Origin of the sequence: Streptomyces sp. NPDC001832 (assembly GCF_040297265.1) — a bacterium.
Classification (GTDB): domain Bacteria; phylum Actinomycetota; class Actinomycetes; order Streptomycetales; family Streptomycetaceae; genus Streptomyces.
Genome location: NZ_JBEOYU010000021.1, coordinates 91,718 through 105,207, shown reverse-complemented (window position 1 = coordinate 105,207; position 13,490 = coordinate 91,718). Strand labels below are relative to the sequence as shown.

The 13,490-nt window shown below is 70.4% G+C and carries 13 protein-coding genes; 8 read left to right on the top strand and 5 right to left on the bottom strand.

Features of this window, described 5'->3' with window-relative positions; genetic code table 11:
- Positions 1-200: 200 nt before the first annotated feature.
- Both ABT115_RS18525 and ABT115_RS18520 read right to left on the bottom strand, forming a co-directional pair.
- On the bottom strand, positions 201-695 hold the full coding sequence (locus ABT115_RS18525; RefSeq protein WP_351790616.1) for a nitroreductase family deazaflavin-dependent oxidoreductase: 495 nt from the start codon (positions 693-695) through the stop codon (positions 201-203).
- Positions 695-1,933: an acyl-CoA dehydrogenase family protein gene (locus ABT115_RS18520; protein WP_351790613.1), complete on the bottom strand. Its 1,239-nt coding sequence runs from the start codon at positions 1,931-1,933 to the stop codon at positions 695-697. Before ABT115_RS18520 ends, ABT115_RS18525 begins: the two co-directional genes overlap by 1 nt.
- Positions 1,934-2,096: 163 nt before the next feature.
- On the opposite strand from ABT115_RS18520, the gene ABT115_RS18515 reads away from it, so the two are divergent.
- The 5 genes from ABT115_RS18515 (at position 2,097) to ABT115_RS18495 (ending at position 6,245) form a co-directional block, all read left to right on the top strand.
- A complete protein-coding gene (locus ABT115_RS18515) occupies positions 2,097-3,266 on the top strand; it encodes a thiolase C-terminal domain-containing protein (RefSeq protein ID WP_351790610.1) in 1,170 nt (389 codons plus the stop codon).
- 55 nt (positions 3,267-3,321) lie between these two features.
- Positions 3,322-3,987: a pyridoxine/pyridoxamine 5'-phosphate oxidase gene (locus ABT115_RS18510; protein WP_351790607.1), complete on the top strand. Its 666-nt coding sequence runs from the start codon at positions 3,322-3,324 to the stop codon at positions 3,985-3,987.
- Between the two features lie 109 nt (positions 3,988-4,096).
- A complete protein-coding gene (htpX, locus tag ABT115_RS18505) occupies positions 4,097-5,008 on the top strand; it encodes a zinc metalloprotease HtpX (protein WP_351790604.1) in 912 nt (303 codons plus the stop codon).
- A 9-nt stretch (positions 5,009-5,017) separates the two neighbouring features.
- Positions 5,018-5,602, top strand: coding sequence for a PspA-associated protein PspAB (pspAB, locus tag ABT115_RS18500; RefSeq protein ID WP_351790601.1), 585 nt, complete (start codon positions 5,018-5,020; stop codon positions 5,600-5,602).
- 58 nt (positions 5,603-5,660) lie between these two features.
- The gene (locus ABT115_RS18495; protein WP_351790598.1) at positions 5,661-6,245 is read left to right on the top strand and encodes a DUF1707 SHOCT-like domain-containing protein; all 585 of its coding nucleotides are present in this window, start codon (positions 5,661-5,663) and stop codon (positions 6,243-6,245) included.
- Between the two features lie 71 nt (positions 6,246-6,316).
- Here ABT115_RS18495 and ABT115_RS18490 read toward each other — a convergent pair whose 3' ends face one another.
- The gene (locus ABT115_RS18490) at positions 6,317-6,736 is read right to left on the bottom strand and encodes a Zn-ribbon domain-containing OB-fold protein (protein ID WP_351790595.1); all 420 of its coding nucleotides are present in this window, start codon (positions 6,734-6,736) and stop codon (positions 6,317-6,319) included.
- Positions 6,733-7,185 (bottom strand): DoxX family membrane protein, encoded by a 453-nt coding sequence (locus ABT115_RS18485; RefSeq protein WP_351790593.1) that lies wholly within the window; start codon positions 7,183-7,185, stop codon positions 6,733-6,735. Before ABT115_RS18485 ends, ABT115_RS18490 begins: the two co-directional genes overlap by 4 nt.
- A gap of 179 nt (positions 7,186-7,364) precedes the next feature.
- Here ABT115_RS18485 and ABT115_RS18480 point away from each other — a divergent pair, with 179 nt between their 5' ends.
- The 3 genes from ABT115_RS18480 to ABT115_RS18470 all read left to right on the top strand — a co-directional run bounded on the left by ABT115_RS18480 (position 7,365) and on the right by ABT115_RS18470 (position 12,125).
- A complete protein-coding gene (locus ABT115_RS18480; RefSeq protein WP_351790590.1) occupies positions 7,365-8,552 on the top strand; it encodes a flavin-containing monooxygenase in 1,188 nt (395 codons plus the stop codon).
- 428 nt (positions 8,553-8,980) lie between these two features.
- Positions 8,981-11,209 carry an acetate--CoA ligase family protein gene (locus tag ABT115_RS18475; protein WP_351790587.1) on the top strand — a complete coding sequence of 743 codons (2,229 nt, stop codon included), beginning with the start codon at positions 8,981-8,983 and terminating at the stop codon, positions 11,207-11,209.
- Positions 11,210-11,276: 67 nt separating this feature from the next.
- Positions 11,277-12,125 carry an enoyl-CoA hydratase/isomerase family protein gene (locus tag ABT115_RS18470; protein ID WP_351790584.1) on the top strand — a complete coding sequence of 283 codons (849 nt, stop codon included), beginning with the start codon at positions 11,277-11,279 and terminating at the stop codon, positions 12,123-12,125.
- A gap of 112 nt (positions 12,126-12,237) precedes the next feature.
- Here the strand turns inward: ABT115_RS18470 and ABT115_RS18465 are convergent, their stop codons facing one another.
- The gene (locus ABT115_RS18465) at positions 12,238-13,110 is read right to left on the bottom strand and encodes a hypothetical protein (RefSeq protein WP_351790581.1); all 873 of its coding nucleotides are present in this window, start codon (positions 13,108-13,110) and stop codon (positions 12,238-12,240) included.
- Between the last annotated feature and the right edge of the window lie 380 nt (positions 13,111-13,490).

Sequence of the window (13,490 nt, the reverse complement as noted above, 5' to 3'; positions counted from 1 at the left end):
CCAAACCCTTTTTGTTGTTTTTTTTTGTGTTTTTTTGTTGTGCTATTTCCAGCCCCCTGGCCTCGACCCCCCGCGGCCCCCCCCGGCGGGGGGGCCCCCCCGTCGGTGCACCCGGTCGCTCCAGCGGCCGGTCCCGCCCACAGTTTTCGCGCAACCCCGAAACCCGCGGTCTCCGCGCACCGCTTCCGCGTCCGGCCTTGTCAGGTCGCGGCGTCACTCCGCCGTTCCAGCCTGAAGAGCCGGATCTCCCGCTCGACCCGCGCCTGGTACGTCGCGTAGGGCGGCCAGAACTTCAGCGCCGCCTGCCACACCGCATCCCGTTCCGCGCCCTGCAGCAGCGTGGCGCGCACCGGAATGTCCCGGCCCTTCCAGTTGACGACGGCCTTTCCGGGCCCTGCCAGCAGATTCGCGGTCCAGGCCGGGTGCCCCGTACGGCCGAAGTTGCTGCCGACCAGGATCCAGCTCCGCTCCGTCCCGCTCTCCGGCATACAGGCCAGCGGTGTGGTCCTGAGCTGCCCGCTCCTCGCGCCCGGCACCGTCAGGATCAGCCCCGGCAGCATCCGGGCGCTGAGCAGCACCTTGCCGCGCGTGAGCCGGTGCACCGTACGGTCCATGGCGGGGATGACATGCGGGGCGATCCTCGCGAACGCGCTGGTCGAGGACATCTTCTGGATCAGCCGGGCGCCAGTCGCCATCAAACCGCCACCTGCCCGGCCGGTCCCGGGGCGGCGAATGTCGAGGCCATGGAAGACCGCCCGCTCGACGGTGCGAACAGCCCGGCCTGCTGCGCGGCATGATCGCGGAGCCGGTGGACGGGGCCGAAGAGCAGTTCGTCGGCAGCGGCCCGCTTGAAGTACAGATGCGCCTCGTGTTCCCAGGTGAAGCCGATCCCGCCGTGCAACTGGACGGCCTCGGCCGTGGTGATGCGCAGCGCCTCCAGGGCCTGGGCGAGGGCGAGGCCCCCTGCCGCCGGGTCCCAGGCCGCGTAGTACGCGGCGGAGCGGGCCGCCTGCACCTGTACGTACAGATCCGCGAGGCGGTGCTTCACGGCCTGGAAGGAGCCGATCGCCCGGCCGAACTGTTCGCGTGCCTTGACGTATTCGACGGTCCGCTCCAGTGCGCTCGCCGCCGCCCCCACCGCCTGCGCGGCGAGCAGTGCACCAGCCACGCGTCCGGCCGGGGCGAGCGCGCCGGTGGCGTCCGCGGTGTCGTCCGCGCCGAGGAGTTCGGCCTCGGTGTCACGGAGTTCGATGCGGGCCAGCGGGCGGGTCTCGTCCAGCGAGGTCCGGCGGGTGCGGACGATGCCGGCCGCCGTGTCCGGGCGGACCAGGAAGAGGAGCGTGCGGCTGCGTGGGAAGCCGCCGGCGTGGGCGGCGACCAGGAGGAGTCCCGCGCTGTGCCCGTCGAGGACCTGCGTGGCCTCCCCGTACAGCCGCCAGCCCTCCGCGCCGCCGACCACTCTGGCCTGTATGCCGCCCGCCCGACCACCACCCGCCCAGGCGCCGCCGGTGGGGTCACCGGTAAGGCCGACTGCGGTGGCGAGCGAGCCGCCGGGGACAGCCAGGGTCGCGGTCAGTCCACCGTCGGCTATGCGCGGCAGCAGGGCGGTGCGCTGGGCCTCGGTGCCGAGGGCGGCGATCAGGGGCGCGGCGAGTGCGGCGGTGGCGATCAGGGGCGACGGCAGCAGGGCGCGGCCGGTCTCCTCACAGGCGACGGCGAGCTCGGTGAGGCCGCAGCCGACGCCTCCGTACTCCTCCGGGAGGGCGAGGCCGGGCAGCCCGAGGTCCTGGGCGAGCTGTCGCCACAGGGCCTCGTCGTACCCGTCGGCAGTCCGTACGGCACTCCTGACGTCGTCGGGTGCGCTGCGTTTGGCCAGCAGTTCGCGCAGGGTGCGGCGGATCTCGTCCTGTTCCGCGGTGAAGGCGGCATCCATCGTCGGGGCTCCTTCCCCTCAGGGACCTTCGGCCTCTGATCTGACGGTCCGTCATGCTAGGGGTGAATCCAGCAGATGCACAGAGCCGCGCACGAGTGGGGCCGGGAAGATCCCGTATCGCCGGGCGGTTCTCCAGGCGCGTATCTGATGTACCGTCAGATCCATGCCTTCTTCCCACCGCAAGGTCGCTGTCGTCGGCATATCCCTCGCCGACTGCGGACGCGTCGACGAAGCCACGCCGTACGCCCTGCACGCCCAGGCCGCCCGCCGGGCACTGGCCGATTCGGGGCTGGACCGGTCCGTGGTCGACGGATTCGCCTCCGCCGGACTGGGCACGCTCGCCCCGGTCGAGGTCGCCGAGTATCTGGGGCTGAAGCCCACCTGGGTGGACTCCACCGCGGTCGGCGGCTCGACCTGGGAGGTGATGGCGGCCCATGCGGCGAACGCCATCGCGGCGGGTCACGCCAATGCCGTGCTGCTGGTGTACGGGTCGACGGCCCGCGCGGACATCAAGGCGGGCCGCCGGACATCCAACCTCTCCTTCGGGGCGCGCGGCCCGCTCCAGTTCGAGGCGCCGTACGGACACTCGCTGATCGCCAAGTACGCGATGGCCGCCCGCCGCCATATGCACGAGTACGGGACAACCCTGGAGCAGCTCGCCGAAGTGGCGGTCCGGGCGCGGGCGAACGCGGCGGCCAACCCGGAAGCGATGTTCCGCGACCCGGTCACCGTGGACGACGTGCTGTCGGGACCGATGATCGCGGACCCGTTCACCAAGCTGCACTGCTGCATCCGCAGCGACGGCGGCTGCGCGGTGCTGCTGGCCGCCGAGGAATACGTACCGGACACGGCGAAGGATCCGGTGTGGATCCTCGGCACGGGTGAGCACGTCTCGCACTCCGCCATGTCCGAGTGGAACGACTTCACGGTCTCCCCCGCAGCGGTCTCCGGCCGCCTGGCGTTCGAACGGGCCGGGGTGCGGCCCGCGGACATCGATCTCGCCGAGATCTACGACGCGTTCACCTATATGACGCTGGTGACGCTGGAGGACCTGGGTTTCTGCGCGAAGGGCGAGGGGGGCCCGTTCCTGGAGAAGGGCCGGACAGGCCTGACGGGTGAGCTGCCGGTCAACACGGACGGCGGCGGCCTGTCCGCCTGCCACCCCGGGATGCGCGGACTGTTCCTGCTGGTGGAAGCGGTACGGCAGCTGCGTGGCGAGGCGGGCGAGCGCCAGGTGCGCAAGGCGGGCGGGCGGGTCCCGGAGCTGGCGGTGGCATCGGGGACGGGCGGCTGGTTCTGCTCGTCGGGGACGGTGGTGCTGGGGCGGGGGTGAGGGAACGGCGGTGTGCGCCGGGGGCGGCCCTCTGGACGTCCTGTCCAATAGGGCCATGAGTGACGCGCAGAAAACCTTCCGTGACCTCCTTCACGCCCAGCGCGTCTGGGACGTCGACCTGCCGACCTTCGACCCGGCCACCGCACCCCCCGCCCCGCTCCCCCTCTTCCACACCTGGTTCGCCGAGGCCGTGGCGGCTGGGCAGACCGAGCCGCACACGATGTCGCTGGCGACCGTGGACGCCGAGGGGCACCCCGATGTACGGACGCTGATGCTGCACGACGCGGACGAGCGCGGCTGGCACTTCGCCACGCACCGCACCAGCGCGAAGGGCCGCCAGCTCGCCGCCCACCCGCACGCCGCGCTCGGCTTCTACTGGCCGGTGCAGGGACGGCAGGTGCGGGTGCGGGGACCGGTCACCGAGACGAGCCGGGCGGAGAGCCTGGCCGATCTGCACGCCCGCTCGACCGGGGCGCTCGCCTCGGCGCTGACCGGGTCGCAGAGCAAGGTACTGGACTCGCAGGAGGAGCTGGCCCGGACCGCCGACGCCGCCTGGGAACGGGCGTCGGCGGAGCCGGACGCGGAGGTCGCGAGCTGGACGCGGTACGTGGTCGAGCCACAGGAGGTCGAGTACTTCCAGGGCGACGCGCGGCGCCGTCACGTACGGCTGCGCTACCGGCGGGACGGCACGGACTGGACGCGGGAACTGCTCTGGCCATAGGGCAGCGCCCGCGGGCCACCGGCCCTGGAGACGGGGCACTCACGTTCGGTTTATTCAGATTCAACCGTAAAGGGGCACTATGGGAGACAGGTGAGGACTGGAGGCATCGATGAGCCGGACACGTTCCCGTTACGCCCCCGACCGCGGGCTGACCACACGCATGGTGACCACCATGTTCCTGATCGGTCTGCTGTACGTGGTGCTGGTCGGTGTGCTGCTCGCGGTACTGCGCGGCGCCTGGCCGATCATTCTGATCTTCACCGGCGTACTCTTCATCGCCCAGTTCTGGTTCAGCGACCGCATCGCGGCCTTCAGCATGGGCGCGCGGGAGGTCACCCCCGAACAGGCACCGGAACTGCACGGCACCGTAGACCGGATCTGCGCCCTGGCCAACATGCCCAAGCCCCGGGTGGCGATCGCCCAGAGCGATGTGCCGAACGCCTTCGCCACCGGCCGCAGCGAGAAGACCGCCCTCGTCTGCGCCACCACCGGACTGCTGCGCAGACTGGAACCAGGGGAACTGGAGGGCGTACTCGCGCACGAGATGTCGCACGTCGCGCACCGCGATGTCGCCGTCATGACGATCGCCTCCTTCCTGGGCGTGCTCGCCGGCATCGTCACCCGTGTCGCCCTGTGGGGCGGCCTCTCCCGCAACAACCGGAGCAATGACCCCATCGGCATCGCGGTCATGCTGATCCCGCTGATCAGTGCAGTCGTGTACGCCCTGAGCTTCCTGCTCACCCGGCTGCTCTCGCGCTACCGCGAGCTCTCCGCCGACCGCACCGCCGCCCTGCTCACCGGCCGCCCTTCGGCGCTCGCCTCCGCCCTCACGAAGGTGAGCGGCCAGATGGCCCGCATCCCGACCGAGGACCTACGGAAGGCGGAGCCGTACAACGCCTTCTACTTCGTTCCCGCGTTCTCCTCCGAGCAGAGCCTGAGCCGGCTGCTCTCCTCCCACCCGACCCTCGAACAGCGCCTGGACCAGCTGGCCCGTATCTCCGCCGACCTCGCCCGCCCGTAAGGAACGTTCATGGGTCTCCTCGACGCCATCCTGGGCCGCAGCAAACCGGTCCGTCCCGACCTCGACCAGCTCTTCGCCGTGCCCTCCGCCGCCCTCACTCTCCAGGCCGGCGCCGGGTTCACGCCCACCGGCCTCGGCTCTGTCTGCTTCGCAGGCGTCGAGGGCGGCACCTTCGCCCGCATCCAGCAGGACGTACGCGAACTGCTCGACGCCGATACCGCCCGGGGCGGCATTCCGGTGGAGTTCAGCCAGGACACGTACGGCTACACCTGGCTGCTCGCCCGCCAGTCCCCCGACGACGTTGCCACCCTGGTCAACGACCTGCACGCGGTCAACACCCTGCTCCAGGACGGCGGCTTCGGGCCGCAGCTGCTCTGCTCCCTGATCGGCTTCCGGGACGCGCGGGACCGTCCGCTGGCCCTGGTCTACCTTTACAAGCGCGGCACGTTCTATCCGTTCGCGCCGTTGCCGGGTGGCGCCGAGAGGCGTGACAACCAGCTGGAGTTGCAGGTCCGCGCAGCACTCGGGGACGACCTGCGGATGGAGAAGGATCTGGCCCGGTGGTTCCCGGTGTGGGGGGCGCCGGGGCTGTGACGCGGGGAGGGCCGATGACAGGGGGCCCGGCGTCGCACCCGCCCGTATCATCGCCTCCATGACTGAGCCCTCCCGTTCCGCCGACCGTATGCGCGCTTCGGATGCCGATCGCGAGGCGGTGGTCGAGCAGTTGCGGGAGGCGGCGGCCGAGGGCCGCATCGATATGGACGAGCTGGACACCCGGCTCGGGCTCGCACTGTCCGCCAAGACCTACGCCGAACTGGCGCCCCTCACCGAGGATCTGGTCCCCATCGAGGTGGCGACGGGCGAGCCGCTGGTCCTCAAGGGCGGCATGCACGGCGTGACGCGCTCGGGCGTCTGGAAGGTGCCCCCGGTGCTACGCGCCCAGGGCGGCATCGGCGGCGTCCGGATCGACTTCACCCGCACCGAGTGCCGGCTGCGCGATATCGAACTGGAAGTGCGCGGAGAAATGGGCGGGGTGAAGATCGTGATCCCGAAGGGCTGGATCGTACACACCGACAACCTGGACCACGGCCTCGGCGGCCTGAAGGACAGGACCACGGACGAGAGGGCGCCCGGCGCCCCGCTCCTCCGGCTGACGGGCTCCTGTGGCATGGGCGGTGTGGTCGTCCGCCACCCGAACTTCCGCGAACGCCGCAAGCTGCGCAGAATCGAGCCCTGAGCCGCGCTGAGCTGCACTGCGCCGCGCTGAGCCGCGCTGAGGCACATGCACATGCACTCCATGCGTGGACCTCAACAGTCTCCGGGATGAAAGACCGGAACGGCCTCTTCCCCCTCTTCCCGCCGGAAGGCCACCCGCAGCGCCATGCCGATGGCGAGGCCGGATTCCTCACATCCCACGATCTCCGTCATCATCCGCGGCCCCTCGGCCAGGTCGACGACGGCAGCGGTGTACGGGACGCGGGCGCCGAACGGCGGCAGGTCGTTGCGGTGGACGACGGACCAGGTATAGAGCGTTGCGTGTCCGCTCGCCTGCTCCCAGGTGACGTCCTCGCTCCAGCAGTACGGGCAGAACTCGCGGGGGTAGTGGTGTGCGCGCCCACAGGCGCGGCAGCGGCGCAGCAGCAACTGCCCCTGGGCGGCGGCGTCCCAGTAGGGGCGGGTGAAGGCGTCGGGCTCGGGAAGGTCGAAACGTACGGCGGCCGCGGTCACAAGAAGAGTCCGATCGCTTCGTCGAGGGACCAGGTCTGCCAGGACATCGCGAACAGCGCGACGAGCGAGATGAGCGCCATCATCGCGTTCTGCCCCTGCTCGGCCCAGTCGTGGATCATCAGCACGAGGTAGAGGAGGTTGAGGAGGAGTCCTGCGGCCAGCGCGACGGGGGTGAGGAATCCGGCGATCAGGCCGAGCCCCAGGGCGAGTTCGGCGTACACGACGACGTAGGCCATGACCTTGGGGCGCGGGGCGACGATCCGCTGGAATCCGGTGCGCACGGCCGTCCACCGGTGTTTGCCCGCCACGTCCGCGGCCCAGGCGATGCCCGTACCGCGCTCGAACCAGCCCTTCTTGTCCTTGTGCCGCCAGCTCTCCAGCCACCACAGGCCGAGGCCTATGCGGAGGACGGCGAGCCACTCGGCGCCGCCGAGCCAGATCGTCTGCATGGGGCCTCCCGCTCACTGGAACCGCATCTGACGGTATGTCAGTTCACCTGATGGCGAAGGCTGCCGCAAGAGGTATGCGCGAGAGAGGCACTCACGAGGCGCGCGCCCGTGATCAATTCGCAATCGATTCCCGCCTTGACCGAGACCCATCAAGTGAGTGCGCGATTACGCTCCGGAACATGCCCGACAGCGTGCTGACCGCCGGTAGTTCCGCCCCGGCCCCGACCGGCCTCACCGAGGGCCGGCCGGTGTACGTGATCGGCGGCGGCCCCGGCGGTCTCGCCGCCGCCGCGGCCTTGCGCGAACAGGGGATACGGGCGGTCGTGCTGGAAAAGTCCGGGAACGTGGGGGCCTCCTGGCGCCGCCACTACGACCGGCTGCACCTCCACACGACCCGGCGCTGGTCCGCGCTGCCGGGGCTCGCGATGCCGCGCCGGTTCGGGCGCTGGGTGGCCCGGGATGATGTGGTGCGCTATCTGGAGAAGTACGTCGAACACCATGAGCTGGAAGTGGTGACGGGCATCGAGGTGTCCCGGATCGACCGGGCCCCGGACAAAACCGGCTGGCAGCTGACCGCGACCGGCGGCCGGATACTGACCGGCCGGGCCGTCGTGGTCGCCACCGGCTACAACCACACCCCGCGCATCCCCGACTGGTCCGGGCACGACACCTTCACCGGCATCCTCGTGCACGCCTCCGACTACCGTAATCCGGCCCCGTACGCGGGCAGAGACGTCCTCGTCGTCGGCATCGGCAACACGGGCGCGGAGATCGCCGTCGACCTGGTGGAGGGCGGTGCATCCCGGGTACGGATCGCCGTGCGCACCGTGCCGCACATCGTGCGCCGCTCGACGGCCGGCTGGCCCGCCCAGGCGAACGGCATCCTGGCACGCAGGCTGCCGATCCGGCTGGTCGACCGGGCCGGGGGCCTGGTGACCCGGATAGCCGTGCCCGACCTAGCCAGCCAGGGGCTCCCCCGCCCGGACACCGGCCTGTACTCACGGGCCAAGGAGGGCGCCATTCCGGTGCAGGACGTAGGGCTGATCGACGCCGTGAAGCGCGGCCGGGTGGTGCCGGTGGCGGCCGTCGAGTCGTTCGACGAGGACGCGGTGGTGCTGGCCGACGGGGACCGGATCACCCCGGACGCGGTGATCGCGGCGACCGGCTACCACCGGGCCCTGGAGCGGCTGGTCGGCCACCTCGGCGTACTGGACGCACGGGGCCGGCCGGTGGCGCACGGCGGCCGTACGCCCAAGCAGGCGCCCGGCCTGTACTTCACCGGGTTCACCAACCCGATCAGCGGCATGTTCCGCGAAATGGCCCTGGACGCACGGAAGATCGCCAAGCGGATCTCGCACGTCGGCTGACCGGCCGGGGCTCCACGCGCGGGGCGCGCCCGGAGAATCCGGCCGCACCCCGCCCCGCCCCGTGAGCGTCTGTTACGCCTCGGGCATGGCGTTCACCACGAGGCTCGCCGTGTTGTTCCCGGGCTTCGGGTCGAACGGGAAGGCCGTGCCCCCGGGGCCGCCGTTCAGCACGACGCGGCCGGTGGCGTCGGGTGGTTTCCCCCAGGGGTGAGCCGACGAAGGCGAACGGCGGCCGGACCTCCGGCCTACTGGTTGGACATTCAAGATCACCCCGAGGCTGTACGGCGATGGTGTCCGGCCGGTCCGCCGAGCCTTTGCCTGCACACCCATTCCTGACGGGCCGTCAGTTCAGTAACCTGACAGTATGTCAGCTTCGGGCTGGCCGAGCACGATCACCCGACGGACTTCGAGCAGGAGTGGGCGGAACGATGCTTGGATCGACTCACGGCACCCTCACCACCGACTTCCGCGCCAGGGTGGTGGCCTGCGGCGAAGAGCCGTATGCCATCGTCCACAGCATGGCCGCCGCCGCCACGGAGGGCGATCTCGACGTCAGCGGCCGCCCGCTGCACGCGCCCGTGCCGGATCTGGACCGGTTCTTCCGGCCCGAGTCCGTGGCCGTCATCGGCGCGTCCGACACCGAGGGGCGGCCCAATACCGGGATCACCCGACAGCTGATCGACTGGGCCGAGCGGGTCGGGGCGCGGCTGCACCCCGTACATCCCAGCCGGGAGTCCGTATTCGGGCGGGCCTGTTCTCCTTCCGTCGCGGACCTGCCCGAGCAGGTCGATCTCGCGGTGCTGCTGGTCGGCGACCCGCTCCCGGTGATCGAGGAACTCTCCCAGGCCAAGGTGAAGTTCGCCGTCGCCTTCGCCTCCGGGTTTGCCGAGACCGGCGAGGAGGGCGCCGCCGCCCAGGCGCGGCTGGCCGCGGCGGTGGAGCGCTCCGGGCTGCGGCTGCTCGGACCGAACACCAACCTCAACGCCTTCGAGAAGTTCCGGGACGACCTGGACGGGCCGGCCATCGCGCTGATCACTCAGTCCGGTCACCAGGGCCGCCCCGTCTACACCCTTCAGGAGCTGGGCGTACGGCTCTCGCACTGGGCCCCCACGGGCAACGAGGCGGATCTGGAGACCGCCGACTTCATCTCGTACTTCTCGCAGCGCCCCGAGGTCGGCGCCATCGCCTGTTACGTGGAGGGGCTCAAGGACGGGCGCTCCTTTCTGCTGGCCGCGGACCGGGCAGCGCGGGCCGGCGTCCCGGTAGTGGCGGTCAAGGTCGGGCGTACGGAGACGGGGGCCAAAATGGCCGCGTCACACACCGGCAAGCTGACCGGAGCCGACCAGGTGGTGGACGCGGCGATGCGGCAGTTCGGCGTGATCCGGGTGGACGGTCTCGACGAACTCCAGGACACCGCGGCCCTGCTGGCACGAGCACGAAGGCCGCAGGCCGTCGGGGTCGTCGTCTATTCGATCTCGGGCGGCACGGGCGCGCACTTCTCGGACCTGGCGACCGACGCCGGGCTGCTGCTCCCCACCCTGTCCGAGGAGAAACAGCGCGAGCTGCACGAGTGGATTCCCGGCTATCTGAACGTGGCGAACCCGGTCGACAACGGCGGCCACCCGGTCGGCGACTGGCGTGGCCGGAAGATCATCGACGCGATCCTCGCAGACCCCGCCGTCGGGGTACTGATTTGTCCGATCACCGGCCCCTTCCCCCCGATGAGCGACAGGCTCGCGCAGGACCTGGTGGACGCGGCGGAGACCACGGACAAGCTGGTGTGCGTGGTGTGGGGCTCGCCCGTGGGCACGGAGGACGCATACCGCACGACGCTGCTCGGCTCGTCCCGCGTCGCCACCTTCCGCACCTTCGGCAACTGCATCACCGCCGTGAAGGCCTATCTGGACCACCACCGGTTCGCCGCGGCCTACCGCTCCCCCTTCGACCAGGCGCCGCGCACGCCTTCGCCCTCGTTCCGCAAAGCGCAGGCACTGATGCGCCCGGGCCACCAACTGAGCGAACACGCGGCGAAACAGCTGCTGCGGGCCTACGGAATCCGCGTCCCGCGCGAGCAGTTGGTGACCAGCGCCGCGGCGTCCGTCCGGGCGGCTGGACAGGTCGGCTACCCGGTCGTCATGAAGGCGTCGGGTGCCCGCCTCGCCCACAAGACCGAGCTGGGCCTGGTCAAGGTGGGGCTCACCTCCGCGAGCCAAGTGCGGGACGCGTATCGCGAACTGACCGACATCGCGCGCTACGAAGGCATCGAGCTGGACGGCATCCTGGTCTGCCAGATGATCGAGCGGGGCGTCGAAATGATGGTCGGTGTCACACACGACGCGCTGTTCGGGCCGACGGTGACGGTCGGGCTCGGCGGCGTACTGGTCGAGGTGCTGCACGATGCGGCGGTACGCGTACCGCCGTTCGGCGAAGACCAGGCACGGTCGATGCTCGGCGAACTGCGCGGCCGGGCCCTGCTGGAAGGCGTACGCGGAGGTCCGCCGGTGGATGTGGACGCGCTCGTCGAAGTCGTCCTGCGGGTGCAGCGAATGGCGCTGGAACTGGGCGACGACCTCGCCGAGCTGGACATCAACCCGCTGATGGTCCTGAAGCGGGGACAGGGCGCGGTGGCACTGGACGCGCTGGCCGTCTGCCGCTGACCGGCGACCGATCCGCTGGTCCCGCCGCCCGCCTCGACCGCCACGCCACCTACCCAGGAGCTGCCTCATGCCGTCCTCCCCCGAAGACACGAACGAGTCCACCGGGTCCGCCGCGTCGGCCGACCCGCTCGATTCATTGATACTCCACGCCACTGACAACGGCGTCTCGTGGATCACACTCAACCGCCCCGAGGCAATGAACGCCGTCACCTGGGACCAGCGGGAACGCGTCATCGCGCTCCTCGCCGAGGCCTCCGCCGACCCGGCGGTCCGGGCCGTCGTCCTCACCGCCACCGGTCGCGGCTTCTGCGCGGGCGCCGACCTGCGCGGCGCCCCGTCGACGAGCGACCGGGTGCCGGGCGATGTGGCCCGTACGATCCGGCTCGGCGCTCAGCGCCTGATCGCCGCAGTCCTGGACTGCGAGAAACCGGTCATCGCGGCCGTCAATGGCACGGCGGCCGGCATCGGCGCCCACCTCGCGTTCGCCTGCGACCTCGTGCTGGCCGCCGAGTCGGCGAAGTTCATCGAGGTCTTCGCGCGCCGCGGCCTCGTACCGGACGGCGGCGGCGCGTATCTGCTGCCGCGCCTGATCGGCCCTCAGCGCGCCAAGGAGCTGATGTTCTTCGGCGACTCGCTCCCGGCGGTGGCGGCGGAACGTCTGGGGCTGGTCAACCGCGTGGTCCCGGACGAGGAGCTGGAAGCGGCGGCCCGCGCGTGGGCCCAGCGGCTGGCCGACGGCCCGACCCGTGCGATCGCCCTCACCAAGCAGTTGGTGAACGCATCGCTGGACTCCGACCGGGCGGCTGCCTTCACGGCCGAGGCGATGGCGCAGGAGATCAACATGACGACGCAGGACGCCAACGAGGGCGTGGCGAGCTTCGTTGAGCGGCGCACGCCGAAATACCGGGGGCTGTGAGGGCTCCGGAGGTGCTCACGTCATCTCCACCGCTACGGAGAAGGTCCTCCAGTCTGTGCGGCCAGGACTCACCGGTCGGCGGGCTACTGGCAAGGTTCCGGCCGCTGCTTGCCTACTTCCCGGCGAAAATGTCCTCGACTGACGTGGCCGCGGGCGCGCGCAGCAGCCAACGGCTCAGGGTGTCAACGTCAGCGCACCCCGTGATGCGTTCGCGGGCCTCATCGGACACCTCGATGTCGGCCTGGGCCAGGAGGAGCAGGATGCCCCGCGCGATACCCTCCGCGCGGCCCTCGTCCCGGAGCTCTTCCGAGAGGGAAGACTTGTAGAAAGAAAGGTCCACGGCCACCAGGTTCCTCCACTGTTCTGCGGCCGGGCGGTTGCCCAGGCCCTGTGCGATGAGTTCGACGATCGGGTCGGCGATGGTTTCCGGTACGTCACGCAGAGTGGTCGACAGCGTTTTCAGTATGGCACCGATGTCCGGACCGCCAGCATGTGTGATTGCCGCCAGCGTGGCCAGTGCCAGGTCCTTCCGGGCCTCGGCCACATCCGTGATCACCGGCATGTTGTGCGGGCCCGCGACGAGAGCTTGCAGGGTGAGCACGGGCGATTGCGGGTGGCCCACGGTGAACGGGCGTGCGGCCCATTCGGCGGTGGCCCAATCCTGGCAGACGACCAGCAGCATGGGCTGCAGCTTGTACTTCGCCTGGAGGTAGGACAGGTAGTACATCCAGCTGGCGGGTTTCTCCGGATCCTTCTTGCCCTGGGCCTCGATCGCCAGGAGGTAGGACTGGTCGTCCTCCATGTCGATGCGTAACAAGGTGTCGACACGGCGTTCGAGAGGCCGGTTCTCCGTGAGATCGGTGGGCATGACGGTCGCTGAGGCAGGTGGGCCGATCGCGACCCCCAACACCTCGGAGACGCGGGAGAACAATCCCGGGTACTCCTGGAAAATGCGATGCATCGCCTCGTGGGACGAGCTGACCATGTGAATTTCCTAGAGTTGTTGAGCTGTCGGAGGGAATTGGTCGGTTCGGCAGTCGGGGCATTCCGCTGGCTCTGCCGCGCGGAATGCCCGGTCGTAGCCCTCGCAGTTCTGCAGCGGGATCGGCCGGGGTCCGGAACGGGGGCGGTGGCGGAAGCCGGGTGGCCAGTCGGTGGGCAAGGAGACCGGCAGGGCGACCCACTCCTTCGGGCGGGAGGTCGCTGGTCAGGGCGGTGCGTGGCGAGTCCGGTGATCACGGTGAGGGAGAGCTCGCAGTGCTGGGTGAGGTGGTTGCCCACGACCGTGAATCGGCTGGTGTGCCGGGAGTTGTCGTGCACAACAGCGGACGACGGCGTGGCGTCCCCGCGTACACGGGACAATGC

Coding starts and splice junctions, on each gene's coding strand:
- ABT115_RS18495 (WP_351790598.1), top strand. CDS start 5,661: ATGACTGAGCCCTCCCGTTCCGCCGACCGTATGCGCGCTTCGGATGCC.
- ABT115_RS18525 (WP_351790616.1), bottom strand. CDS start 695: ATGGCGACTGGCGCCCGGCTGATCCAGAAGATGTCCTCGACCAGCGCG.
- ABT115_RS18470 (WP_351790584.1), top strand. CDS start 11,277: ATGCCGTCCTCCCCCGAAGACACGAACGAGTCCACCGGGTCCGCCGCG.
- ABT115_RS18515 (WP_351790610.1), top strand. CDS start 2,097: ATGCCTTCTTCCCACCGCAAGGTCGCTGTCGTCGGCATATCCCTCGCC.
- ABT115_RS18510 (WP_351790607.1), top strand. CDS start 3,322: ATGAGTGACGCGCAGAAAACCTTCCGTGACCTCCTTCACGCCCAGCGC.
- ABT115_RS18480 (WP_351790590.1), top strand. CDS start 7,365: ATGCCCGACAGCGTGCTGACCGCCGGTAGTTCCGCCCCGGCCCCGACC.
- ABT115_RS18520 (WP_351790613.1), bottom strand. CDS start 1,933: ATGGATGCCGCCTTCACCGCGGAACAGGACGAGATCCGCCGCACCCTG.
- ABT115_RS18485 (WP_351790593.1), bottom strand. CDS start 7,185: ATGCAGACGATCTGGCTCGGCGGCGCCGAGTGGCTCGCCGTCCTCCGC.
- pspAB (WP_351790601.1), top strand. CDS start 5,018: ATGGGTCTCCTCGACGCCATCCTGGGCCGCAGCAAACCGGTCCGTCCC.
- htpX (WP_351790604.1), top strand. CDS start 4,097: ATGAGCCGGACACGTTCCCGTTACGCCCCCGACCGCGGGCTGACCACA.
- ABT115_RS18475 (WP_351790587.1), top strand. CDS start 8,981: ATGCTTGGATCGACTCACGGCACCCTCACCACCGACTTCCGCGCCAGG.
- ABT115_RS18465 (WP_351790581.1), bottom strand. CDS start 13,110: ATGGTCAGCTCGTCCCACGAGGCGATGCATCGCATTTTCCAGGAGTAC.